We start from the raw sequence: 17624 nt of genomic DNA, 5'->3' as shown, positions 1-17624 counted from the left end.
TCGCCAACAGGTTATGGTCAATCCGTCGGGGATTTGTCAGGTGACATCCCATCATGCGGGGCATATTTGGAGAGCAATTATGAATATTTCTAAATCTTTCTCTTTATCACTGATTGCTGCTTCACTGCTTGTCACACCTGCCGTGTTTTCGGGGCTATCGTCCTCGGCCCAGGCCCAGCAACGCGAAAACCAATCCGGCTTTTATGTCTCGGCCTATGGGGGCTTGAGCATTCAGCAGAATCAATCCAGCCTGCGCCTTGATCAAGCGGATTTCAAAGCCGCCCGGGTAACCTTTGATCCCGGCTTCTCAGTGGGCGGCAGCATCGGCTATCGCCTGCCTGCCACGCCCTGGGGGCAATTTCGGCTTGAACTGGATCTCTCTTATCGTGAAAACAGTGTCGATAATGGCATCATCACCGATGAACCGGGCTTGAATTTCAGCGGCGATAACAGCTCTTTGGCCGGGATGGCCGTGGTCATGTATGATTTCACCAATATTTCCCGGCGCTTCATCCCCTATATCGGGATAGGGGCCGGTTTAGCCGGGGTCGAATCGGATGTCTATTTCACCCCGGAAGCCAGCCCCAATTTTCAGCGCACCCAATTTGGCGGCCCCACGGATACCGAATTTGCCTGGCAGGCCATCATCGGCGTGACCATGCCCCTCAATAGGATCTTCGATCTTTTTGTTGATGGCCGCTATTATTCCACCGGCCGCCCCGATTGGTTGCGGGTTGAAGAAAACGGCAATGTTGTCAGCCGCTTTCGTTCGGAATTCGATGCATGGCATCTGAACGCCGGTGTGCGCTTCAAGTTCTAACAGATATGATGAGCCATGAGTGAGGGGGGGGCAGACCCCCTCATTCTTTAAACGCCCCTCAATCTCCTCTCAAGCGCCTCTCAAGCGCCTCTGCGGGCCAGAAGGCGCAGGCGCAGGGCATTCAGCTTGATGAAGCCTTCGGCATCGCGCTGATCATAAACCGCATCTTCCTCGAAAGTCACATGCTCAAGGCTATAGAGCGATTTGGGTGAGCTGCGCCCGATGATATGCACCCCGCCCTTATAGAGCTTCAAGGTCACATGGCCTTCCACATGGCGCTGGCTGTGATCAATGGCGGCTTGCAGCATCTCGCGCTCGGGCGTGAACCACAGGCCATTATAAATCAATTCGGCATAGCGCGGCATCAACTCGTCTTTCAAATGCGCCGCCCCGCGATCAAGAGTGATCTGCTCGATCCCCCGATGGGCAGCCAATAGAATGGTGCCGCCCGGCGTTTCATAAATGCCGCGTGATTTCATCCCCACAAAGCGATTTTCCACCAGATCAAGGCGGCCAATACCGTGAATACGGCCCAATTCATTGAGGGCGGTGAGCAATGCGGCAGGCGACAAAGCCTCGCCATCAAGGGAGATGGCATCGCCGCGTTCAAAACCGATCTCGATGATCTGGGCCTGATCGGGGGCCATTTCCGGCGATTGGGTGCGGGAATACACGAATTCTTCCGCGGCCACCGCCGGATCTTCCAGCGCCTTCCCCTCAGATGAGGTATGCAACAGATTGGCATCCACCGAAAAAGGCGCTTCGCCGCGCTTGTCTTTTGCTACCGGGATCTGATGGCGTTCGGCAAATTCGATGAGCTTGGTCCGGGAATTGAGATCCCATTCCCGCCAGGGCGCGATCACCTTGATATCGGGTTCCAGCGCATAATAAGACAGTTCGAATCGCACCTGATCATTGCCCTTCCCGGTGGCGCCATGGCACACCGCATCGGCACCGGTTTCCCGGGCAATTTCAATCTGGCGCTTGGCGATCAGGGGGCGGGCGATGGATGTGCCCAAAAGATACAGCCCTTCATAAAGGGCATTGGCGCGCATCATGGGATAAACATAATCGCGCACGAATTCTTCGCGCAGATCTTCGATATAGATATCCTTGATGCCGAGCATTTCCGCCTTTTTGCGGGCTTCATCAAGCTCGGCCCCCTGCCCCAGATCGGCGGTGAAGGTGACCACTTCGCAGCCATAGGTCACCTCAAGCCATTTCAAAATGACCGAGGTATCAAGACCGCCGGAATAGGCGAGGACGACTTTTTTGGGAGCGGAATGCGACATGATCAACGACCTTCGGCTGGAACAGGAGACAGAATGCTGCTGTCCTAAGCCATCCGAGCGCCTATGAAAAGGGGCTTTGCCTACCAGACACCCCCTGCCAGCCCCCGCGTCTACCAGACTCCGATGTTTTCCATCGAAGCCCAGGGCTCACGCGCGGGCAAAGGATCGCCGCGCTGCAATAATTCGATGGAAATGCCATCGGGCGAGCGGATAAAGGCCATATAACCATCCCGTGGGGGCCGATTGATGACCACCCCGTGATCATGCAAATGCTGGCACAGGGCATAGATATCATCCACCCGAAAGGCCAGATGGCCGAAATTGCGGCCGCCCTCATAGGTTTCTGGGTCCCAATTCCAGGTCAGCTCCAAAAGCGGCGCATGGCGGGTGCGGGCCTCATCCACATTGCCCGGAGCCGCCAGAAACACCAGCGTGAAGCGGCCTTTCTCGCTGTCTTTCCGATCAACCTCCACAAGCCCCAGCTTTGTACAGTAAAAATCGAGGGCGGCATCCAGATCAGCCACCCGCACCATGGTGTGAAGATACGCCATTGCCATTGCTCTCTCCGATCAGATTTGGGCCAAAGCGGCCTGTTCGCGTAAAATTTCGCTTTTACGCTTTTTCTCGCTGGTTGATTTAAGCTGCCCGCAGGCGGCCATGATATCGCGGCCCCGGGGGGTGCGGATGGGGGCGGAAATGCCTGCCTTGAACACCAGATCGGAAAAACGTTCGATGCGATCCCAATCCGAACATTCATAAGGGCTGCCGGGCCACGGATTGAACGGGATCAGATTAACCTTGGCGGGCAATTTATAGCGGGTGAGCAGGCGCACCAGATCCCGCGCATCGGCATCGGAATCATTGATCCCCTTCAGCATCACATATTCAAAAGTGATGCGCCGGGCATTATGGGTGCCGGGATAGGCGGCACAGGCTTCCATCAACTGTTCAAGCCGGTATTTGCGATTGAGCGGCACGATTTCATCGCGCGTTTCATTATTCACGGCATGGAGCGAAACCGCGAGATTGACCCCGATTTCCTCACCACAGCGCAGCATCATCGGCACCACACCGGCGGTGGAGAGGGTGATGCGGCGGCGCGAAAGCTGAATACCTTCCTTATCCATCACAATCTGGAGGGCTTTTTTCACATGATCGAAATTATAAAGCGGCTCGCCCATGCCCATCATCACGATATTGGTGACCCGGCGATGATCGGTGCTGGCAGGCCATTCCCCCAGATCATCGCGGGCCACCATCATTTGCGCCACAATTTCACCGGGCGTGAGATTGCGCACCAGCTTCATCGTGCCGGTATGGCAAAAGCGGCAATTGAGGGTGCAGCCCACCTGACTTGAAATGCACAGGGTGCCGCGATCCTCATCGGGGATATAAACCGCTTCTGCCTCGGTGCCATCGCCAAAGCGCAGCAGATATTTGCGGGTGCCATCGCTGGAATATTGGGCATCCACAATCTCGGGCCGGGAAATGCGAAAATGCTCGGTCAAGCGGACGCGCACATCTTTCGCCACATTGCTCATGGCCTCGAAATCGGTGACGCCGCGATGATAAACCCATTGCCAGATTTGCTTCGCGCGCATATTCGCCTGTCGATCCGGCACGCCGATGGCCAGCAGGGCCGTCCGCAGATCCTCACGCGAGAGGCCCAGAATATCCTGACGGGGATCCGTATCGGCAGCACGGGGGGAAACCACCGGCACCATCGGCCCCAGACTCGCCATGGGGGCGCCGATATGGTCGCCATCGGAATGCATTTGCGTCATCTTCATCAACTCTTGAAATCTGCCATTTCTGAAAATGGCTCATATAAACTGGCCCGTGCCCTAGCACTTTCAGCGGTAAAAGGCGAGAGCTTCACTGATTGCAGGCGCGGCTGATGGCATTATGGGCGGCGGTAAAGCCCGATAAGGAATAACGATCCGTGGTCACCGTTCCCCGCGCTGAGGTGCCTTCAACAACCAGACTATTGCCCCGGCGCATGGCTGCGACCATGGATTGATCATCTTTTGATGTATAAAGCCAGGCCCCATCCCCCTGGGTGAACAGGGTAAAGCGGGATTTGCCATCGACCACGGCTTTCGCCTCGGACCCGTTTTTAAAGGGGTAGCCCACCACGGCATTCACCTGATCGCGCACATCCGCCTTGGGCCGGTGGGTGATGGTAATATAAATCTCGCCCCGGCTCACATCATCCTTGCTGGCTTTCCATGATTTGGGAACCGATACCATATAGCACATCAATTCCCCCCCCGGCTTTTTGAGGGTGAAGGCATCCCAATCATTGAAGCCGCCAATCAGATCGATCTTGTCTTGTGCTTTGGCCGGGTTCATGAAAACCAGCCCGGCCAACAGAATGGCGGCAAAGAACAAAGATTTCAGCATATAAAGTCTCTCCAATCCGGTCTTGTCTCGTCGGTCATTCAAATAGCCCGGCCCCGCTTGCCCGCCATCACGGTTTCAATGGCTTGCGCAGGCGCGGCCCCCCATGCACATGCGGGGGTTCGGGCTCCACCGGCCCCCCTGCACGCAAGGGCCGGGGGGCATAGCGTCCGCGCGCCAGCAGCCGATCATACATCACGATCGCCCCCGCAGTCGCCACATTGAGGGAGAATCGTGTGGGAATCCTGATCAGATGATCGCATCGGGCGCAGGTTTCCGCCGACAGGCTCATCCGTTCGCCTCCCATAATATAAGCGGCATTAAGGGGATGATGAAAGGACGGAAGATCAATGGCCTCATCGGTGATTTCAACCCCCACAAGCTGGCACCCCTTGGGCAAGGCAAGCTGATCAAGGGCTGTATATTCAAAATATGGCACAGATCGGGCGCTGCGGGCGGTATCGGCATGGCTTTGATGGGCGTGCTCCCCCGGCTCGAGCCGCGCTAATATGGAAAAGACATAAGCCGCCCCAAAGCCATGGGCAGTGCGGATCAGATTCCCGATATTGCCGACTTTGGAAGGGCGTTCGATACCAATCGCAAAATAGCCCCGCATGTCCATACCCAATCCCCGTGCCGCGACCATGCCTTGACCTTCGATGCATCGCAGCATAGAGCATAAATGATCGAACATGTAAAAAGGGAAAGGCACCGCCATGGCTCAGAAACGATATGAAAGCGCCGCCGAGGCCCTTGATGGCCTGTTATTTGACGGCATGACCATCATGGCGGGCGGTTTTGGCCTCTGTGGCATTCCGGAAAATCTGATCCTCGCCATTCGCGAACATGGCACCAAAGATCTCACCGTCATTTCCAATAATTGCGGGATCGATGATTTTGGCCTGGGCATCCTGCTCGCCACCCGGCAGATCAAAAAAATGATCAGTTCCTATGTGGGGGAAAACAAGGAGTTTGAGCGCCAATATCTGAACAAGGAACTGGAGCTGGAATTCAACCCGCAAGGCACTTTGGCCGAACGCATTCGCGCGGGCGGCGCGGGCATCCCCGGATTCTACACCAAAACCGGGCTTGGCACCCTTGTGGCCGAAGGCAAGGAACACAAGGATTTCAATGGCGAAACCTATATCCTTGAAACCGGCCTTGTAGCCGATCTTTCGCTGATCAAGGCATGGAAGGCGGATAGCCAAGGCAATCTCATCTATCGAAAAACAGCGCGCAATTTCAATCCGATGATGGCGATGGCCGGCAAAACCACCATTGCCGATGTGGAAGAAATTCTGGCCCCCGGGGCACTTCCCGCCGATCAGATTCACACGCCGGGCATTTTTGTGCAAAGGCTGGTCAAAGGCCAGTTTGAAAAGCGGATCGAGCAGCGCACCACCCGCCCCCGCGCCGCCTGATGATCTCTGCCTGCCGATCACCGGAATTTTTATGACACTGGAGAGCTGATATGCCCTGGACCCGCGAACAAATGGCCGAACGGGCCGCCCAAGAACTGGAAGATGGATTTTATGTCAATCTGGGCATCGGAATCCCCACTTTGGTCGCCAATTATATTCCCGAAGGCTATGATGTGACCCTGCAATCGGAAAATGGCATGCTGGGCATGGGGCCTTTTCCTTTTGAGGGCGAAGAAGATGCCGATCTGATCAATGCCGGCAAGCAAACCATCACCGAGCTTGATCGCACCAGCTATTTCGATAGCGCCACCAGCTTTGCCATGATCCGGGGCGGGCATATCGATCTTTCCATTCTGGGGGCCATGCAGGTTTCAAAAACCGGCGATCTGGCCAATTGGATGATTCCCGGAAAAATGGTCAAGGGCATGGGCGGGGCCATGGATCTGGTGGCCGGGGTGAAACGAGTGGTGGTGATCATGGATCACACCGCCAAGGATGGCACCCCCAAAATCCTCGATCAATGCGATCTGCCCCTCACCGGGGTGGCCTGTGTTGATCGCATCATCACCGGCCTTGGGGTTTTCGATATTACCGAAAACGGGCTGGTGCTGGCTGAACTCGCCCCGGATGTCACCATCGATGAGGTGCGCGCCCAAACCGAGGCCCCCTTCACGATTGCCCAATCGCTCGCATCATGAATGACGGCGCGGCACGATCCGCCATTCCTCAGTTGGAAACCGCGCGACTCGTGCTGCGCGCGCCGCAAAAGAGCGATCTTGATGCCAGCGCCCTGATGTGGGGCGATCCGGCGGTGGTGCGCTTTACCTCGGGCCAGCCGATTGTGCGCGAAGATGTGTGGCGGCGTATTCTGTGCTATCGCGGGCTTTGGGATATGCTCGGCTATGGCTATTGGGCGGTTTTCCAGCGCACGGGCGGAACAATGATCGGTGAGGTTGGCTTCGCCGATTTCAAGCGCGGTCTTGGCGATTGCCTTGACGGTCTGCCTGAAATCGGCTGGTCCTTTAGCACCGAGGCGCAGGGCCAGGGCTTTGCCCGCGAAGCCGTGCAGGCGGCGCTGTCATGGATCGATCGGCATCTGCCCGGCACGGATGTCGGCTGCCTGATCCATATCGACAATGCCCGGTCCTTTCGGCTGGCCGGGCATTGCGGTTTTCAAGAATGCGCACGCCTGCCTTATCGCGGCAATCAGGTTGCGGTTTTACGCCGCGCCGCCTTAACTCCGGCTCTCGACATCCAGCAACTCAAGGATGAACACCAGCGTTGAATTGGGTGGAATCCGTTCCCCCGCACCGCTGGCGCCATAGGCCAGATCCGATGGAATGGCGATTTCCCATTTATCGCCCACATCCATCATCGGCAGAATTTCCACCCAACCCCGGATCAACCGGTCGCTTGGGAAGGTGGCGGGGGCGCCGCGCTGATAAGAGCTATCAAACACCGAACCATCAATCAGCTTGCCTTCATAATGAACCGTGACGATATCGCCCGATACGGGGCTTGGGCCATCACCATCCTCTAAAACTTTATAAAGCACGCCGCTGGGGCTTTGGCTGACCGCTTCGCCCTTCGCATAATCTTCCAGAAAGGCGATCTGGCTTTGACGCCATTCAGCCATGGTTTTTTGCAGGGTTTCAAGGGAGGGGGCCGCCTGATCGCCAGTCATATCGGTTTCGGCGGCATCCGTTGTCTGTTCATTCACGTTTTGGGTACTTTCTTCATCACCTTGCCCGCAGGCAGCCAGAGAAAAAACCGCCAGAAGCGCCAATCCCGGCAACATATGGCGGCGGGACAATCCTGTCATATCACTCATCCTCATTCACAAAAAACCAGCTCTATCAGCCCATGTCATGGCATTAAGACGATAATCGGGCAAGACCCTAAAGCATTGTATGAAACCCGGCTTCATCTTATTGTACAGGCGTGTTGCTGCCATCTGGATGGGCGCGGGGCTATGATCGATCCTTTATCACCCATGGGGCCGTGCCCCATTTTAGAGCAGAAATTAAACCTTGCCGCAGAAAAGCTGCGCTATGGCAGCTTCATTCATGCGTCTTTGGCCCTGATCATTGCGATCTGTTTTTATCGCTGGGGGCTGCCATCTTCGGCGCATTTGCCCCTCATCATCTGGACCATCACCCTCATCAGCTGTGCCATGATGCGCGCTGCTGCCTGTTTTTGGTATATCAAGGCGAGGCCCGGCATTAAAATCGGGCGGCGGCTCCATATCGCCACCGGGCTTTTGGTGGGGCTTTCATGGGGGGCTTTGCCGATCTTGTTTTTCGATGTGGCAAGCCTTGAACAGCTTGTGCTGATCAGCTTTGCCATTGGCGGCATATCCATGGGATCGCTCGTTATTTCAGGCTATTATATCCCATCCTTTTATGCCGTTTTCCTGCCCGCCATGACCCCCCTCATCGGGCTTTATCTGTTATCCGGCCAACCCATGTTGGGCACCATGGGGCTGATGCTGGGCATCTTCTGGGCGGTGATTGCCTTTTTAGGCGCAGCCTTTTCCCGGACCATTGATCAGATGCTCCATGCCAAGGCCAATCAGACCGATCTTTTGGAACGCCTGCAAAAAAACAGCGATATTCTGAAGGCGGCGCTCAATGCCGGCTATGATGATTTCATCATGTTTGATCCCGATGATCGGTTGATAATCTGGAACCAAAGCTTTGCCAGCCGGGCGGAACCCGTAATCGGGCCGCTTGAAACCGGCCTCAGCTTTCACAGCATCATCAAACGCGCCGCACGCCGCCATGCCACCCATGACCCCTATGGCAATGAAAACAGCTGGTATGCCGAACGCATGAAACGCCATGAACAACTGGGCAAGCCTTTTGAAATCGCCTTGGCGGGCATGTGGCTGCTGGTTTTGGAAGTGCGCACCCACACCGGCCATCTGGTGGTAACCCATACCGATATCACCGATCTGAAAATGCGCGAGGCCCAATTGCGCGATCAGGAAGCCGCCAGATCGGGGATCATGCACGCCGCCCTTGATGGCATTATCACCATCGATGAAGGCGGACGGGTGATCGATTATAATCATGCTGCATCAACCATTTTTGGCTGGGAACCTCTTGAGATCATTGGTCGCCCGGTTTTTGAAAAGCTGGTGCCCCCAAAAGCCCGGGCCGCTTTCGCGCAGGAATTGGCCAGCATCACCGACCACACCCCCAGCCGCTATATCGGCCAGCGCATAGAATTGACGGCCCAACGCCGCGATGGCTCCCCCTTCCCCGCTGAATTGAGCCTTGTTTCGGTCAAAACCGCCCGGGGCGCCCTTCTCACCGGCTTTATCCGCGATATTTCCGATCGCCTGGAAAGCGAAGATCGCCTGCGCACCGCCCGCGATGAAGCCGAAGCCGCCAATCGGGCAAAATCGGATTTTCTTGCCGCCATCAGCCATGAAATCCGCACGCCGATGAATGGGGTTTTAGGGGCGCTCGATCTTTTGCTCGATACCCGCCTGATCAAAGATCGCGAAACGCTGACGCCCGCCCAGACGAGGCTCGCCAGCATCGCCCGGGATGCCAGCGAATCCCTGCGTGGCCTGCTTGATGATCTGCTCGATTATTCCCGCCTTGAACAAGGGCAGCTCGATCTGAAGCCAGCCGATTTCTGCCCCATCGCCATCGCCCGATCCTGTTGCGATGCTTATGCCTTGCAATGCGAAACACAGGGCGTACCCATCACGCTTTCTATCGATGAGCGGGTGCCAACAGTGCTGCGCGGCGATAGCGCCCGCCTGCGCCAGATTTTGATGAACCTTTTGAGCAATGCTTTGAAATTCACCACCCATGGCCACATCGACATGCATCTGGAAAAACGGGCGGGCAGTGCGGATTTTCATGTGATTCGCTTTGGGGTAAAGGATAGCGGGATCGGTATCCCCGATGCCTTTCGGGCGCATATCTTTTCCCGCTTCAGCCAGATGGACCCGGCCAATGCGCGGCTTCATGGCGGCTCGGGGCTGGGATTGGCCATCGTGCGCGATCTGGCGGCCTTGATGGGGGGCCTTGTGGATTATGAAAGCACGCCCGGAAAGGGCAGCTATTTCTGGTGCGATCTGCCCTTTCTGGCACCCGATCCCGCACCGCAATCCGATGAAACCAGCCCCAAAGCCACCCCTGAACCTTCTGTCAGAACGCCGGACATTGCCGGGCCCGATCTGCTGGCGGGGGCCCGGCTTTTAGTGGTGGATGATAGCGAGGCCAATCGGCTGGTGGCATCCGAAACCTTAAGGCGTGCGGGTGCCGTTGTCATGGAGGCCGAAAGCGGCCCCGATGCCATCGAGATCATCAAAACCACAGCCATCGATCTGATCATCATGGATATTTCCATGCCGCAGATGGATGGCATCGAAACCATGCAGCGCATCCGGCAGATGGATGGCCCCAAAAAACCGATCATCGCCCTGACCGCACAGGCGAGCGTGGAGGCCCGCGCGCATTTTGAAACGCTGGGCTTTGATGGATTTTTATCCAAACCCTTTCGCCGCGAGATTTTTCTTCAGATGGTGCACAGGCTGTTGGGGGATCATCAGCACTTCCTATCCGAGCAGCCCATCGATGATGCAGACTTCGCCACAGAAGACCTATCGAACATCACCGCGCTCAATCTTGAAACTCTGGAAATCCTGGCCGCAGACATCGGCCCGGCGCGGGTGGAGCCGTTGATCGCCACCTTCATCGATGAGGCTGCAAATCGCCGAAGCACCATCAAACAGGCCCGGAAATCCGATGATCCGGCACGCATTTCATTGCAGGCCCATGCGCTGAAAAGCGCCGCCGCAAATTTTGGCGCGCTTGCCCTTTCGGCGGCGGCCGCCCGGCTCGAAGCACAGGCCGCACATCAAGATCGCGCAGCCCTTGATGAGGCGATCCAAGCGCTGGATACCGCCCTTGATCAGGGTGTAAGGCTTTTGCACGCTTATGCGCAAAGGCCCCATAATTAAAAAGACTTCAGGGCTTTTCCTGTGCCAGATGGCGTTCCCAATCAAAAGCGGTTTTGATGATCTGATCCAGATCATCATATCGGGGCACCCAGCCAAGCTGCTGGCGCAAAGCGGTGGCATCGGAAATCAGCGCCGGCGGATCGCCCGGACGCGGCGGCGCATCTTCAGCCGCAACGGCTTGCCCCGCCACCCGACCCATAGCGGCCAGCACCTCGCGCACCGAATAGCCCTTGCCATAGCCGCAATTAAACAGCCCGATGGGCCCATGCTCCAAAAGCCACGATAAAACCCGAACATGCGCCTCAGCCAGATCCGAGACATGAATATAATCACGAACGCAGGTGCCATCGGCGGTTTCATAATCCGTGCCGAAAATCTGCATTGATGGGCGCTTGCCGGTGGCCACTTCGCTGGCCACCTTGATCAGATGCGTGGCATTCTGGGTGCGTTGCCCGGTGCGCCCCAAAGGATCGGCCCCCGCCACATTGAAATAGCGCAAAATGGCCACCCTAAAGCCCGGTGTGACGGCCACCACATCGCGCAGCATCTGTTCGGTCATCAGCTTTGACCAGCCATAAGGATTGATCGGCCGGGTGGGGGTGTCTTCCGTTACCGCCACACGATCGGGGATGCCATAGGTGGCGGCGGTGGATGAAAAAACCAGCCGCTCAACCCCCATCTCGATGGCAGCAGCAATGAAGCTGCGGCTGGCAGCGGTATTATTATCATAATATTTAAGCGGATCGGCCACCGATTCCTCAACCCGCACACTGCCCGCAAAATGCAGCACATCGCGAATATCATGGCGGCGGATCACGGCCTTCACCGCATCGGCATCGGCAATATTGGCCACCTCCAAAGGAACATCAGGGGGCAGCGCCCGGGCCACGCCATTGGAAAGATTATCGATCACCACCACCCGATGCCCGGCATCGCGCAAAGCCAGAACCGCATGGCTGCCGATATAGCCCGCACCGCCAGTGACCAGAACCGGTCTGCTCATAATCATCCCCCATGCCATATCTGTAAAATCATCATGACCAGAGAGCGGCGGCAAAGCAATGCTTCAGGATGCCCGACCCGGTGCATCCCCTTCATCACGTGGCCATCACCCGCTGTTTCATTCCAGGATAGCAAGCTGCCAGCAATAGCCCCCGGGCAGCAAGAAAGATCATCAAGGATGCCCATAAACCATGATTGCCATAAAGCGGCAGCAGGATCAGCAAGGCCAGCCCATAAAGGGCGAACGCGCCGATCATCGTCCACATCATCGCAAAGCTGCGGGTGGCGCCGATAAAAATCCCATCAAACTGATAAGACCAAAGGGCGATCACCGGCATCACAATCACCCATGGCAAATAGGGATAAGCCAAAGTGCGCAGGGCATCGAGATCGGTAAAGAAATGGATGATCGCTCCCCCCAAAAGCCAGAAAATCAGGCTATAGACCAAGGCCATGGCCAGCGCCCAGATCATGGTAATCCGCACCATCTGGCGAAACACCACGCCATTGCGCCGCCCCACCGCCTCGCCCACCAAAGCTTCAGCGGCATAAGCCATGCCATCCAACCCGAATGAGGTGAGCATCAAAAACTGGATGAGGATCTGATTGACCCCCAGATAAAGCGTGCCCAGATTGGCACTGCTGCGCCATAAAAGGGCAAAAGCCGAAAGCAGAAACAAAGTCCGCACAAAAAGCGCGCCATTCACCGATAACAGGCGCAGAAACGCCCGTATTTGCCAGAAATCCGCCCTTTTGATCGCTTCGTGCATTGCCGCCACCGGCAGCATCCGGGCGGCGATCACCAAAGCCACAAGGGCAGCGGATAATTCGGCGGCAAGGCTGGCATAAGCCGCCCCCGCAATCGCCATGCCAAAGCCCTGAACCAATGCGATGGTAAGCACCGCATTCGACAGATTGAGCCATAATTCGATCAGCAAAGCGAGGCGCGTGCGCTGCCGGCCGATCAAAAAGCCGATCACCGTCAGCCGAACCAAAATGAACGGAGCCCCCCAGATGCGAATGAGGCAATAGCGCATGGCCAGATCGGCTTCCGCCCGATCCGATTGCAAAAGCGCGAATAATCCATCCAGAAGGGGCTTTTGCAAGAGGATCGCCAGAACACCGAACAGCCCGCCCAGAAACAGGGACCGCAGCATGATCTCGGCAATCTGATGGGGATCATCCCGCCCAAAAGCCTGCGCCACCAGCCCGCTGGTTCCCATCCGCAGGAAGCCAAAGCTCCAATAGATGAAATGAAAAACAAAGGCCCCCAAAGCAATCGCCGCCAGAAAAACCGGATCGGGCAAATGCCCCAGCGCCCAGCTATCGACAATCCCCACCAAAGGACCGGATATGCTGGCCAGAATCGCCGGACCGGCAATCCGCCAGATCCGCCGATGGGGATCGGCCACAGGCGCCATCATGTTTTTCTATAATCTGCAAAACAGGCCATAAGCCGATCTCCCCAAACCCCATTGCCTGCAATCCTGAGGCTTTGTAAAATTGATCTCTTTCCTTATCCCAATTGGTTTTAATTTCAATGGTGATGCCCCCTGATCAACCGCTTTCAGCGCATCGCCTGCCTATCGTGCATCATCCCGGTTATAGCGTTCCTTTGCCCGCAGGCCATCGCTTTCCGATGAACAAATATGGCCTTTTATATGCCCGCATTCTGGCCTCGGGCTTCGGCCAGCCTTTAGATGGTCATCAGCCCCTCATGGCCGATGAAGCCCAGCTTTGCCAAGCCCATCACCCCGATTATGTGCGGCGGGTGCTGTCATGCAGCCTTAGCCCTGCTGAAGAAAAACGCATCGGCCTGCCGGTCAACAAAGCGGTGGTGGATCGGGCGCGCCTCGCATCGGGGGGCACGATTTTGGCCGCGCGTTTGGCGCTGGCGCACGGCATCGCCTGTCAAACCGCAGGTGGCAGCCACCATGCCCATCATGATTTCGGTTCCGGCTATTGCGTGTTCAATGATGTGGCGGTGGCGGCGGCGGTGATGCGCGCAGAAGGCCGGGTGCGGCGGATTTTGATCATCGATCTCGATGTGCATCAAGGGGATGGCACGGCGGCCATTTTCCGGGATGTGCCCGAGATAACCACCTTCTCGATTCACGGAGATAAAAATTTTCCCGTGCGCAAAGCCCGCAGCGATTATGATCTCGCCTTGGCCGATGGCATCGGGGATGAGGACTATCTCGATCTTGTGAACAGCCATATCCCGCGACTGATCGCCGCGCATCATCCTGAGCTGATATTCTATAATGCGGGTGTCGATCCCCATATCGATGACCGTTTGGGCCGCTTTCATCTCAGCCATGATGGCATAAAAGCCAGGGATTGTGCGGTGATCGACCATTGTCGGGGGGCAGAGATCCCCCTTGTCACCGTCGTGGGCGGGGGCTATTCCAATGATCTGGAAGCGCTGGCCGGGCTCCATTTTATGGTGATCGAGGCCGCTGCCAGAAAGATGGGCTTTCCTGCTGCATAAAAGGCCTTTGCTTGCACTTGGGGCAAAGCTGTCTTAAATGCAGCCCACAGACTGAGCTTTGATGCTCAAATTGGTGCGGAAGGGCGGATGTGACAGGTCCACGTCTTCCAGATCGGCCTTGAGGGCCTTATCAGGATTGCGTTAAACGGCACGGATAAACAGATTTTGTGCCGGATATGAAGGACAACGAACAGGCATGGAACCATTCGAAACAGCCGACCGCTTGGAAGCGCTCGATAGCGTTGTCGTGCGATTTGCCGGTGATTCCGGCGACGGTATGCAGCTCACCGGCAGCCAATTCACATCATCCACGGCGCTTGCCGGAAATGATCTGGCGACCTTCCCCGATTTTCCCGCAGAAATCCGCGCCCCCGCCGGCACCACATTCGGGGTCTCGGCCTTTCAGATCAATTTCGGATCGTCCACGGTGCTGACCGCGGGCGACGATCCCGATGTTCTGGTGGCGATGAACCCGGCGGCGCTCAAGGTCAATCTTGAAACCCTGCGCGAAGGCGGCATGGTGGTCATCGATACCGGATCTTTTTCGGCCCGAAATCTGCAAAAGGCGGGCTTTGAAAGCAATCCCCTCGATACGCCTTTGCTCGATCGCTTTCGGGTTTTGCAATTCGATATCTCGAAGCTGACCCTTGAATCGGTCAAGGAATTCGGCCTTTCAAACAAAGACGCCCTGCGCTGCAAGAATATGTGGACGCTGGGGCTGATGATGTGGATGTTTTCCCGCCCAAGGCAGGCGGTGATCACCTGGCTCAACAGCAAATTCGCCGCAAAACCCATTTTGCGCGATGCCAATATCGCCGCCCTCAATGCCGGACATGCCTTTGGCGATACCGCCGAATTGGGCGCATCCATCAAGCGCTATCGCGTGGATCGGGCCCAGGCCGAGCCGGGCGAATATCGTACTGTCACCGGCAGTCAGGCTTTGGCATGGGGCATTGCCGCCGCGGGCCAGCTTGCCAAATTACCGATCATGTTCGGTTCTTATCCCATCACCCCGGCATCGCCCTTGCTGCATGAATTATCACGGATGAAAGAATTCAACGTGATGACCTTCCAGGCCGAAGATGAAATCGCCGCCATCTGCTCGGCCATCGGGGCTTCTTTTGCGGGATCGATCGGGGTTACATCAAGCTCGGGTCCGGGCATCGCCTTGAAAGGTGAGGCTTTGGGCCTTGCCATTTCCACCGAATTGCCGCTTTTGGTGGTCAATTCCCAGCGCGGCGGCCCGTCCACCGGCCTGCCCACTAAAACCGAACAATCCGATCTTTATCAGGCGGTTTATGGCCGCAATGGCGATGCGCCCCTGCCGGTGATCGCCACCGCCACGCCGGGCGATTGTTTTGATGTGGCCATCGAAGCCACGCGCCTTGCGCTGAAATATATGACCCCGGTAATGCTGCTCACCGATGGCTATATCGCCAATGCCGCCGAACCCTGGAAGCTGCCCGATTTCAACAGCCTGCCCGGGATCGAAGTGGCGCAAAAGCAATTCCCCGATGAAGGCGTGGCGTTTAATCCCTATGCCCGCGATCCCAAAACCCTTGCCCGCCCCTGGGCGGTGCCGGGCACGCCGGGGCTGGAACATCGCATCGGCGGGATCGAAAAATCCACCGAAACCGGGCATATTTCCTATGATGCCGCCAATCATCAGAAAATGAGCAACTTGCGGGCGGACAAGATCAATCGCATTGCCGATGATATTCCCCTGCAATCTGTGGCCTTTGGCAAAGAAGGCGGGCGTTTGGCGGTGGTTGGCTGGGGATCGACCTTTGGCCCCATCGATCAGGCGGTGCGCCGCGCCCGGGCCGAAGGGCTGGATGCCAGCCATATCCATATTCGCCATATTCATCCCTTCCCGAAAAATCTGGGGGATCTTTTGGCCAGCTATGATCGGGTGATCGTGGCGGAAATGAATATGGGGCAATTGATCACCGTTTTGCGCGATCGCTTCCTGCTTGATGCCCGCGCCTTCACCAAGGTATCGGGCCAGCCCTTCAAAATTCGCGAATTGCTGGCCGCCATCGAGGAAGAGCTTGATCCCGCCTCGGCACAAGGGGCCATTTCCTCTCATAGAGCGGCGGAGTAAGCATCATGAACAAGCCTTTAGTTGATCTGACCGCCAAGGATTTCGCCACGGATCAGGAAGTGCGCTGGTGCCCCGGCTGCGGCGATTATGCGATTTTGAAATGCATGCAGCGCACCTTGCCCGAATTGGGGGCAACCCCCGCCAATACGGTTTTCGTATCGGGCATCGGCTGTTCTTCGCGCTTTCCCTATTATATGGCCACCTATGGCTTCCACACCATTCATGGCCGCGCTCCGGCGGTGGCCACGGGGGTGAAGCTGGCCAATCCCGATCTGGATGTGTGGATGATCACCGGCGATGGCGATGGTCTGTCGATTGGCGGCAATCATCTGATGCATGTGTTGCGGCGGAATGTGGATCTCAATATCTTATTGTTCAACAATGAGATTTATGGCCTCACCAAAGGGCAGTATTCCCCCACCTCGCGCGAGGGAACGCGCTCGCCCTCCACGCCTTATGGCTCGCTGGATCGGCCGATATCGCCGGCGGGCTTTGCCTTGGGATCGGGGGCGCGTTTTGTGGCCCGCACCATCGATACGGCGCAAAAGCATATGCCCGATATCTTCAAGCGCGCCCATGGCCATAAAGGGGCGAGCTTTGTGGAGATTTTCCAGAATTGCATCGTTTATAATGATGGCGTGTTCAATGAATTCACCGAAAAAGCGGTGTTTGCCGATCAAACCCTTGATGTGGTGCATGGCCAGCCGATGATTTTTGGCAAGGATCGCAATAAGGGCCTGATGTTTGATGCTAAAAATTTCCGTCTGATCGTGGCAAATATTGGCGAGAATGGCATCACGGAAAGCGATATCCTGATCCATGATGAAACCAATCCCACCCTTGCAACGATGCTGGCGGGCCTCCATCCGCCCGATTTTCCGATGGTGATCGGGGTTATTTTCTGCAGCCCGGCTTCCAGCTTTGATCGGGATATGACCAGCCAGATGAACGCCGTGAAGGCCGAACGCGGGGCCGCCGATATGAATGCCTATCTGCGCCGTGGCTATAGCTGGACCGTGGAATAAACACCGCCCGGGCCAGACCCTTTAGCTATATGCCCCTTGCCTGGCTCGCACCCGGCAGGGGGTTTTTCATAGAGGCGTGCAATAAAAG

Annotated in this window: 16 protein-coding genes; 8 read left to right on the top strand and 8 right to left on the bottom strand. The window is 56.6% G+C overall.

Translation table 11 applies throughout. The features are described 5' to 3' along the window. Positions 1-79: 79 nt before the first annotated feature. On the top strand, positions 80-820 hold the full coding sequence (locus QK300_RS01155) for an outer membrane beta-barrel protein (RefSeq protein WP_281299810.1): 741 nt from the start codon (positions 80-82) through the stop codon (positions 818-820). An 80-nt stretch (positions 821-900) separates the two neighbouring features. Here the strand turns inward: QK300_RS01155 and QK300_RS01150 are convergent, their stop codons facing one another. The 5 genes from QK300_RS01150 to QK300_RS01130 form a co-directional block, all read right to left on the bottom strand. After that, on the bottom strand, positions 901-2112 hold the full coding sequence (locus QK300_RS01150; RefSeq protein WP_281299811.1) for an argininosuccinate synthase: 1212 nt from the start codon (positions 2110-2112) through the stop codon (positions 901-903). Positions 2113-2222: 110 nt separating this feature from the next. Continuing rightward, a complete protein-coding gene (locus QK300_RS01145; RefSeq protein WP_281299812.1) occupies positions 2223-2663 on the bottom strand; it encodes a VOC family protein in 441 nt (146 codons plus the stop codon). 18 nt (positions 2664-2681) lie between these two features. Then, positions 2682-3854, bottom strand: a complete 1173-nt coding sequence (gene rlmN, locus QK300_RS01140; RefSeq protein ID WP_348651801.1) for a 23S rRNA (adenine(2503)-C(2))-methyltransferase RlmN — start codon at positions 3852-3854, stop codon at positions 2682-2684. A gap of 133 nt (positions 3855-3987) precedes the next feature. Continuing rightward, on the bottom strand, positions 3988-4515 hold the full coding sequence (locus QK300_RS01135) for an invasion associated locus B family protein (RefSeq protein ID WP_281299814.1): 528 nt from the start codon (positions 4513-4515) through the stop codon (positions 3988-3990). Between the two features lie 67 nt (positions 4516-4582). Continuing rightward, entirely contained in the window at positions 4583-5158 is a 576-nt protein-coding gene (locus tag QK300_RS01130) for an RNA methyltransferase (RefSeq protein ID WP_281299815.1), read from the bottom strand. Positions 5159-5228: 70 nt separating this feature from the next. Between QK300_RS01130 and QK300_RS01125 the strand changes: the two genes are divergently transcribed. The 3 genes from QK300_RS01125 to QK300_RS01115 are packed head-to-tail and all read left to right on the top strand — an operon-like array spanning position 5229 to position 7218. Further along, positions 5229-5933: a CoA transferase subunit A gene (locus QK300_RS01125; RefSeq protein WP_281299816.1), complete on the top strand. Its 705-nt coding sequence runs from the start codon at positions 5229-5231 to the stop codon at positions 5931-5933. Positions 5934-5983: 50 nt separating this feature from the next. After that, entirely contained in the window at positions 5984-6631 is a 648-nt protein-coding gene (locus tag QK300_RS01120; RefSeq protein ID WP_281299817.1) for a CoA transferase subunit B, read from the top strand. Next, on the top strand, positions 6628-7218 hold the full coding sequence (locus tag QK300_RS01115) for a GNAT family N-acetyltransferase (RefSeq protein ID WP_281299818.1): 591 nt from the start codon (positions 6628-6630) through the stop codon (positions 7216-7218). Before QK300_RS01120 ends, QK300_RS01115 begins: the two co-directional genes overlap by 4 nt. Here QK300_RS01115 and QK300_RS01110 read toward each other — a convergent pair. Further along, positions 7168-7755: an FKBP-type peptidyl-prolyl cis-trans isomerase gene (locus QK300_RS01110; protein ID WP_281299819.1), complete on the bottom strand. Its 588-nt coding sequence runs from the start codon at positions 7753-7755 to the stop codon at positions 7168-7170. The genes QK300_RS01115 and QK300_RS01110 overlap by 51 nt on opposite strands. Positions 7756-7905: 150 nt before the next feature. On the opposite strand from QK300_RS01110, the gene QK300_RS01105 reads away from it, so the two are divergent. Next, positions 7906-10914: a response regulator gene (locus QK300_RS01105; RefSeq protein WP_281299820.1), complete on the top strand. Its 3009-nt coding sequence runs from the start codon at positions 7906-7908 to the stop codon at positions 10912-10914. Between the two features lie 7 nt (positions 10915-10921). Here QK300_RS01105 and galE read toward each other — a convergent pair whose 3' ends face one another. Together galE and QK300_RS01095 are read right to left on the bottom strand one after the other, a co-directional pair. After that, complete coding sequence (galE, locus tag QK300_RS01100; protein ID WP_281299821.1) at positions 10922-11917, bottom strand: UDP-glucose 4-epimerase GalE; 996 nt, start codon at positions 11915-11917, stop codon at positions 10922-10924. A gap of 94 nt (positions 11918-12011) precedes the next feature. Beyond that, positions 12012-13340, bottom strand: a complete 1329-nt coding sequence (locus tag QK300_RS01095; RefSeq protein WP_281299822.1) for an MATE family efflux transporter — start codon at positions 13338-13340, stop codon at positions 12012-12014. Positions 13341-13462: 122 nt separating this feature from the next. Here QK300_RS01095 and QK300_RS01090 point away from each other — a divergent pair, with 122 nt between their 5' ends. The 3 genes from QK300_RS01090 (at position 13463) to QK300_RS01080 (ending at position 17536) form a co-directional block, all read left to right on the top strand. Then, complete coding sequence (locus QK300_RS01090) at positions 13463-14407, top strand: histone deacetylase (protein ID WP_281299823.1); 945 nt, start codon at positions 13463-13465, stop codon at positions 14405-14407. A 196-nt stretch (positions 14408-14603) separates the two neighbouring features. Continuing rightward, entirely contained in the window at positions 14604-16511 is a 1908-nt protein-coding gene (locus QK300_RS01085) for a 2-oxoacid:acceptor oxidoreductase subunit alpha (RefSeq protein WP_281299824.1), read from the top strand. Positions 16512-16516: 5 nt separating this feature from the next. Beyond that, positions 16517-17536: a 2-oxoacid:ferredoxin oxidoreductase subunit beta gene (locus QK300_RS01080; protein WP_281299825.1), complete on the top strand. Its 1020-nt coding sequence runs from the start codon at positions 16517-16519 to the stop codon at positions 17534-17536. The last annotated feature ends 88 nt before the right edge of the window (positions 17537-17624 follow it).

Source organism: Iodidimonas sp. MBR-22, assembly GCF_029946565.1.
GTDB classification, from domain to species: Bacteria; Pseudomonadota; Alphaproteobacteria; order Sphingomonadales; family Rhodothalassiaceae; genus Iodidimonas; species Iodidimonas nitroreducens.
Note: the sequence above shows the minus strand (reverse complement) of the source record. Positions and strands in the feature narration are given on the sequence as shown.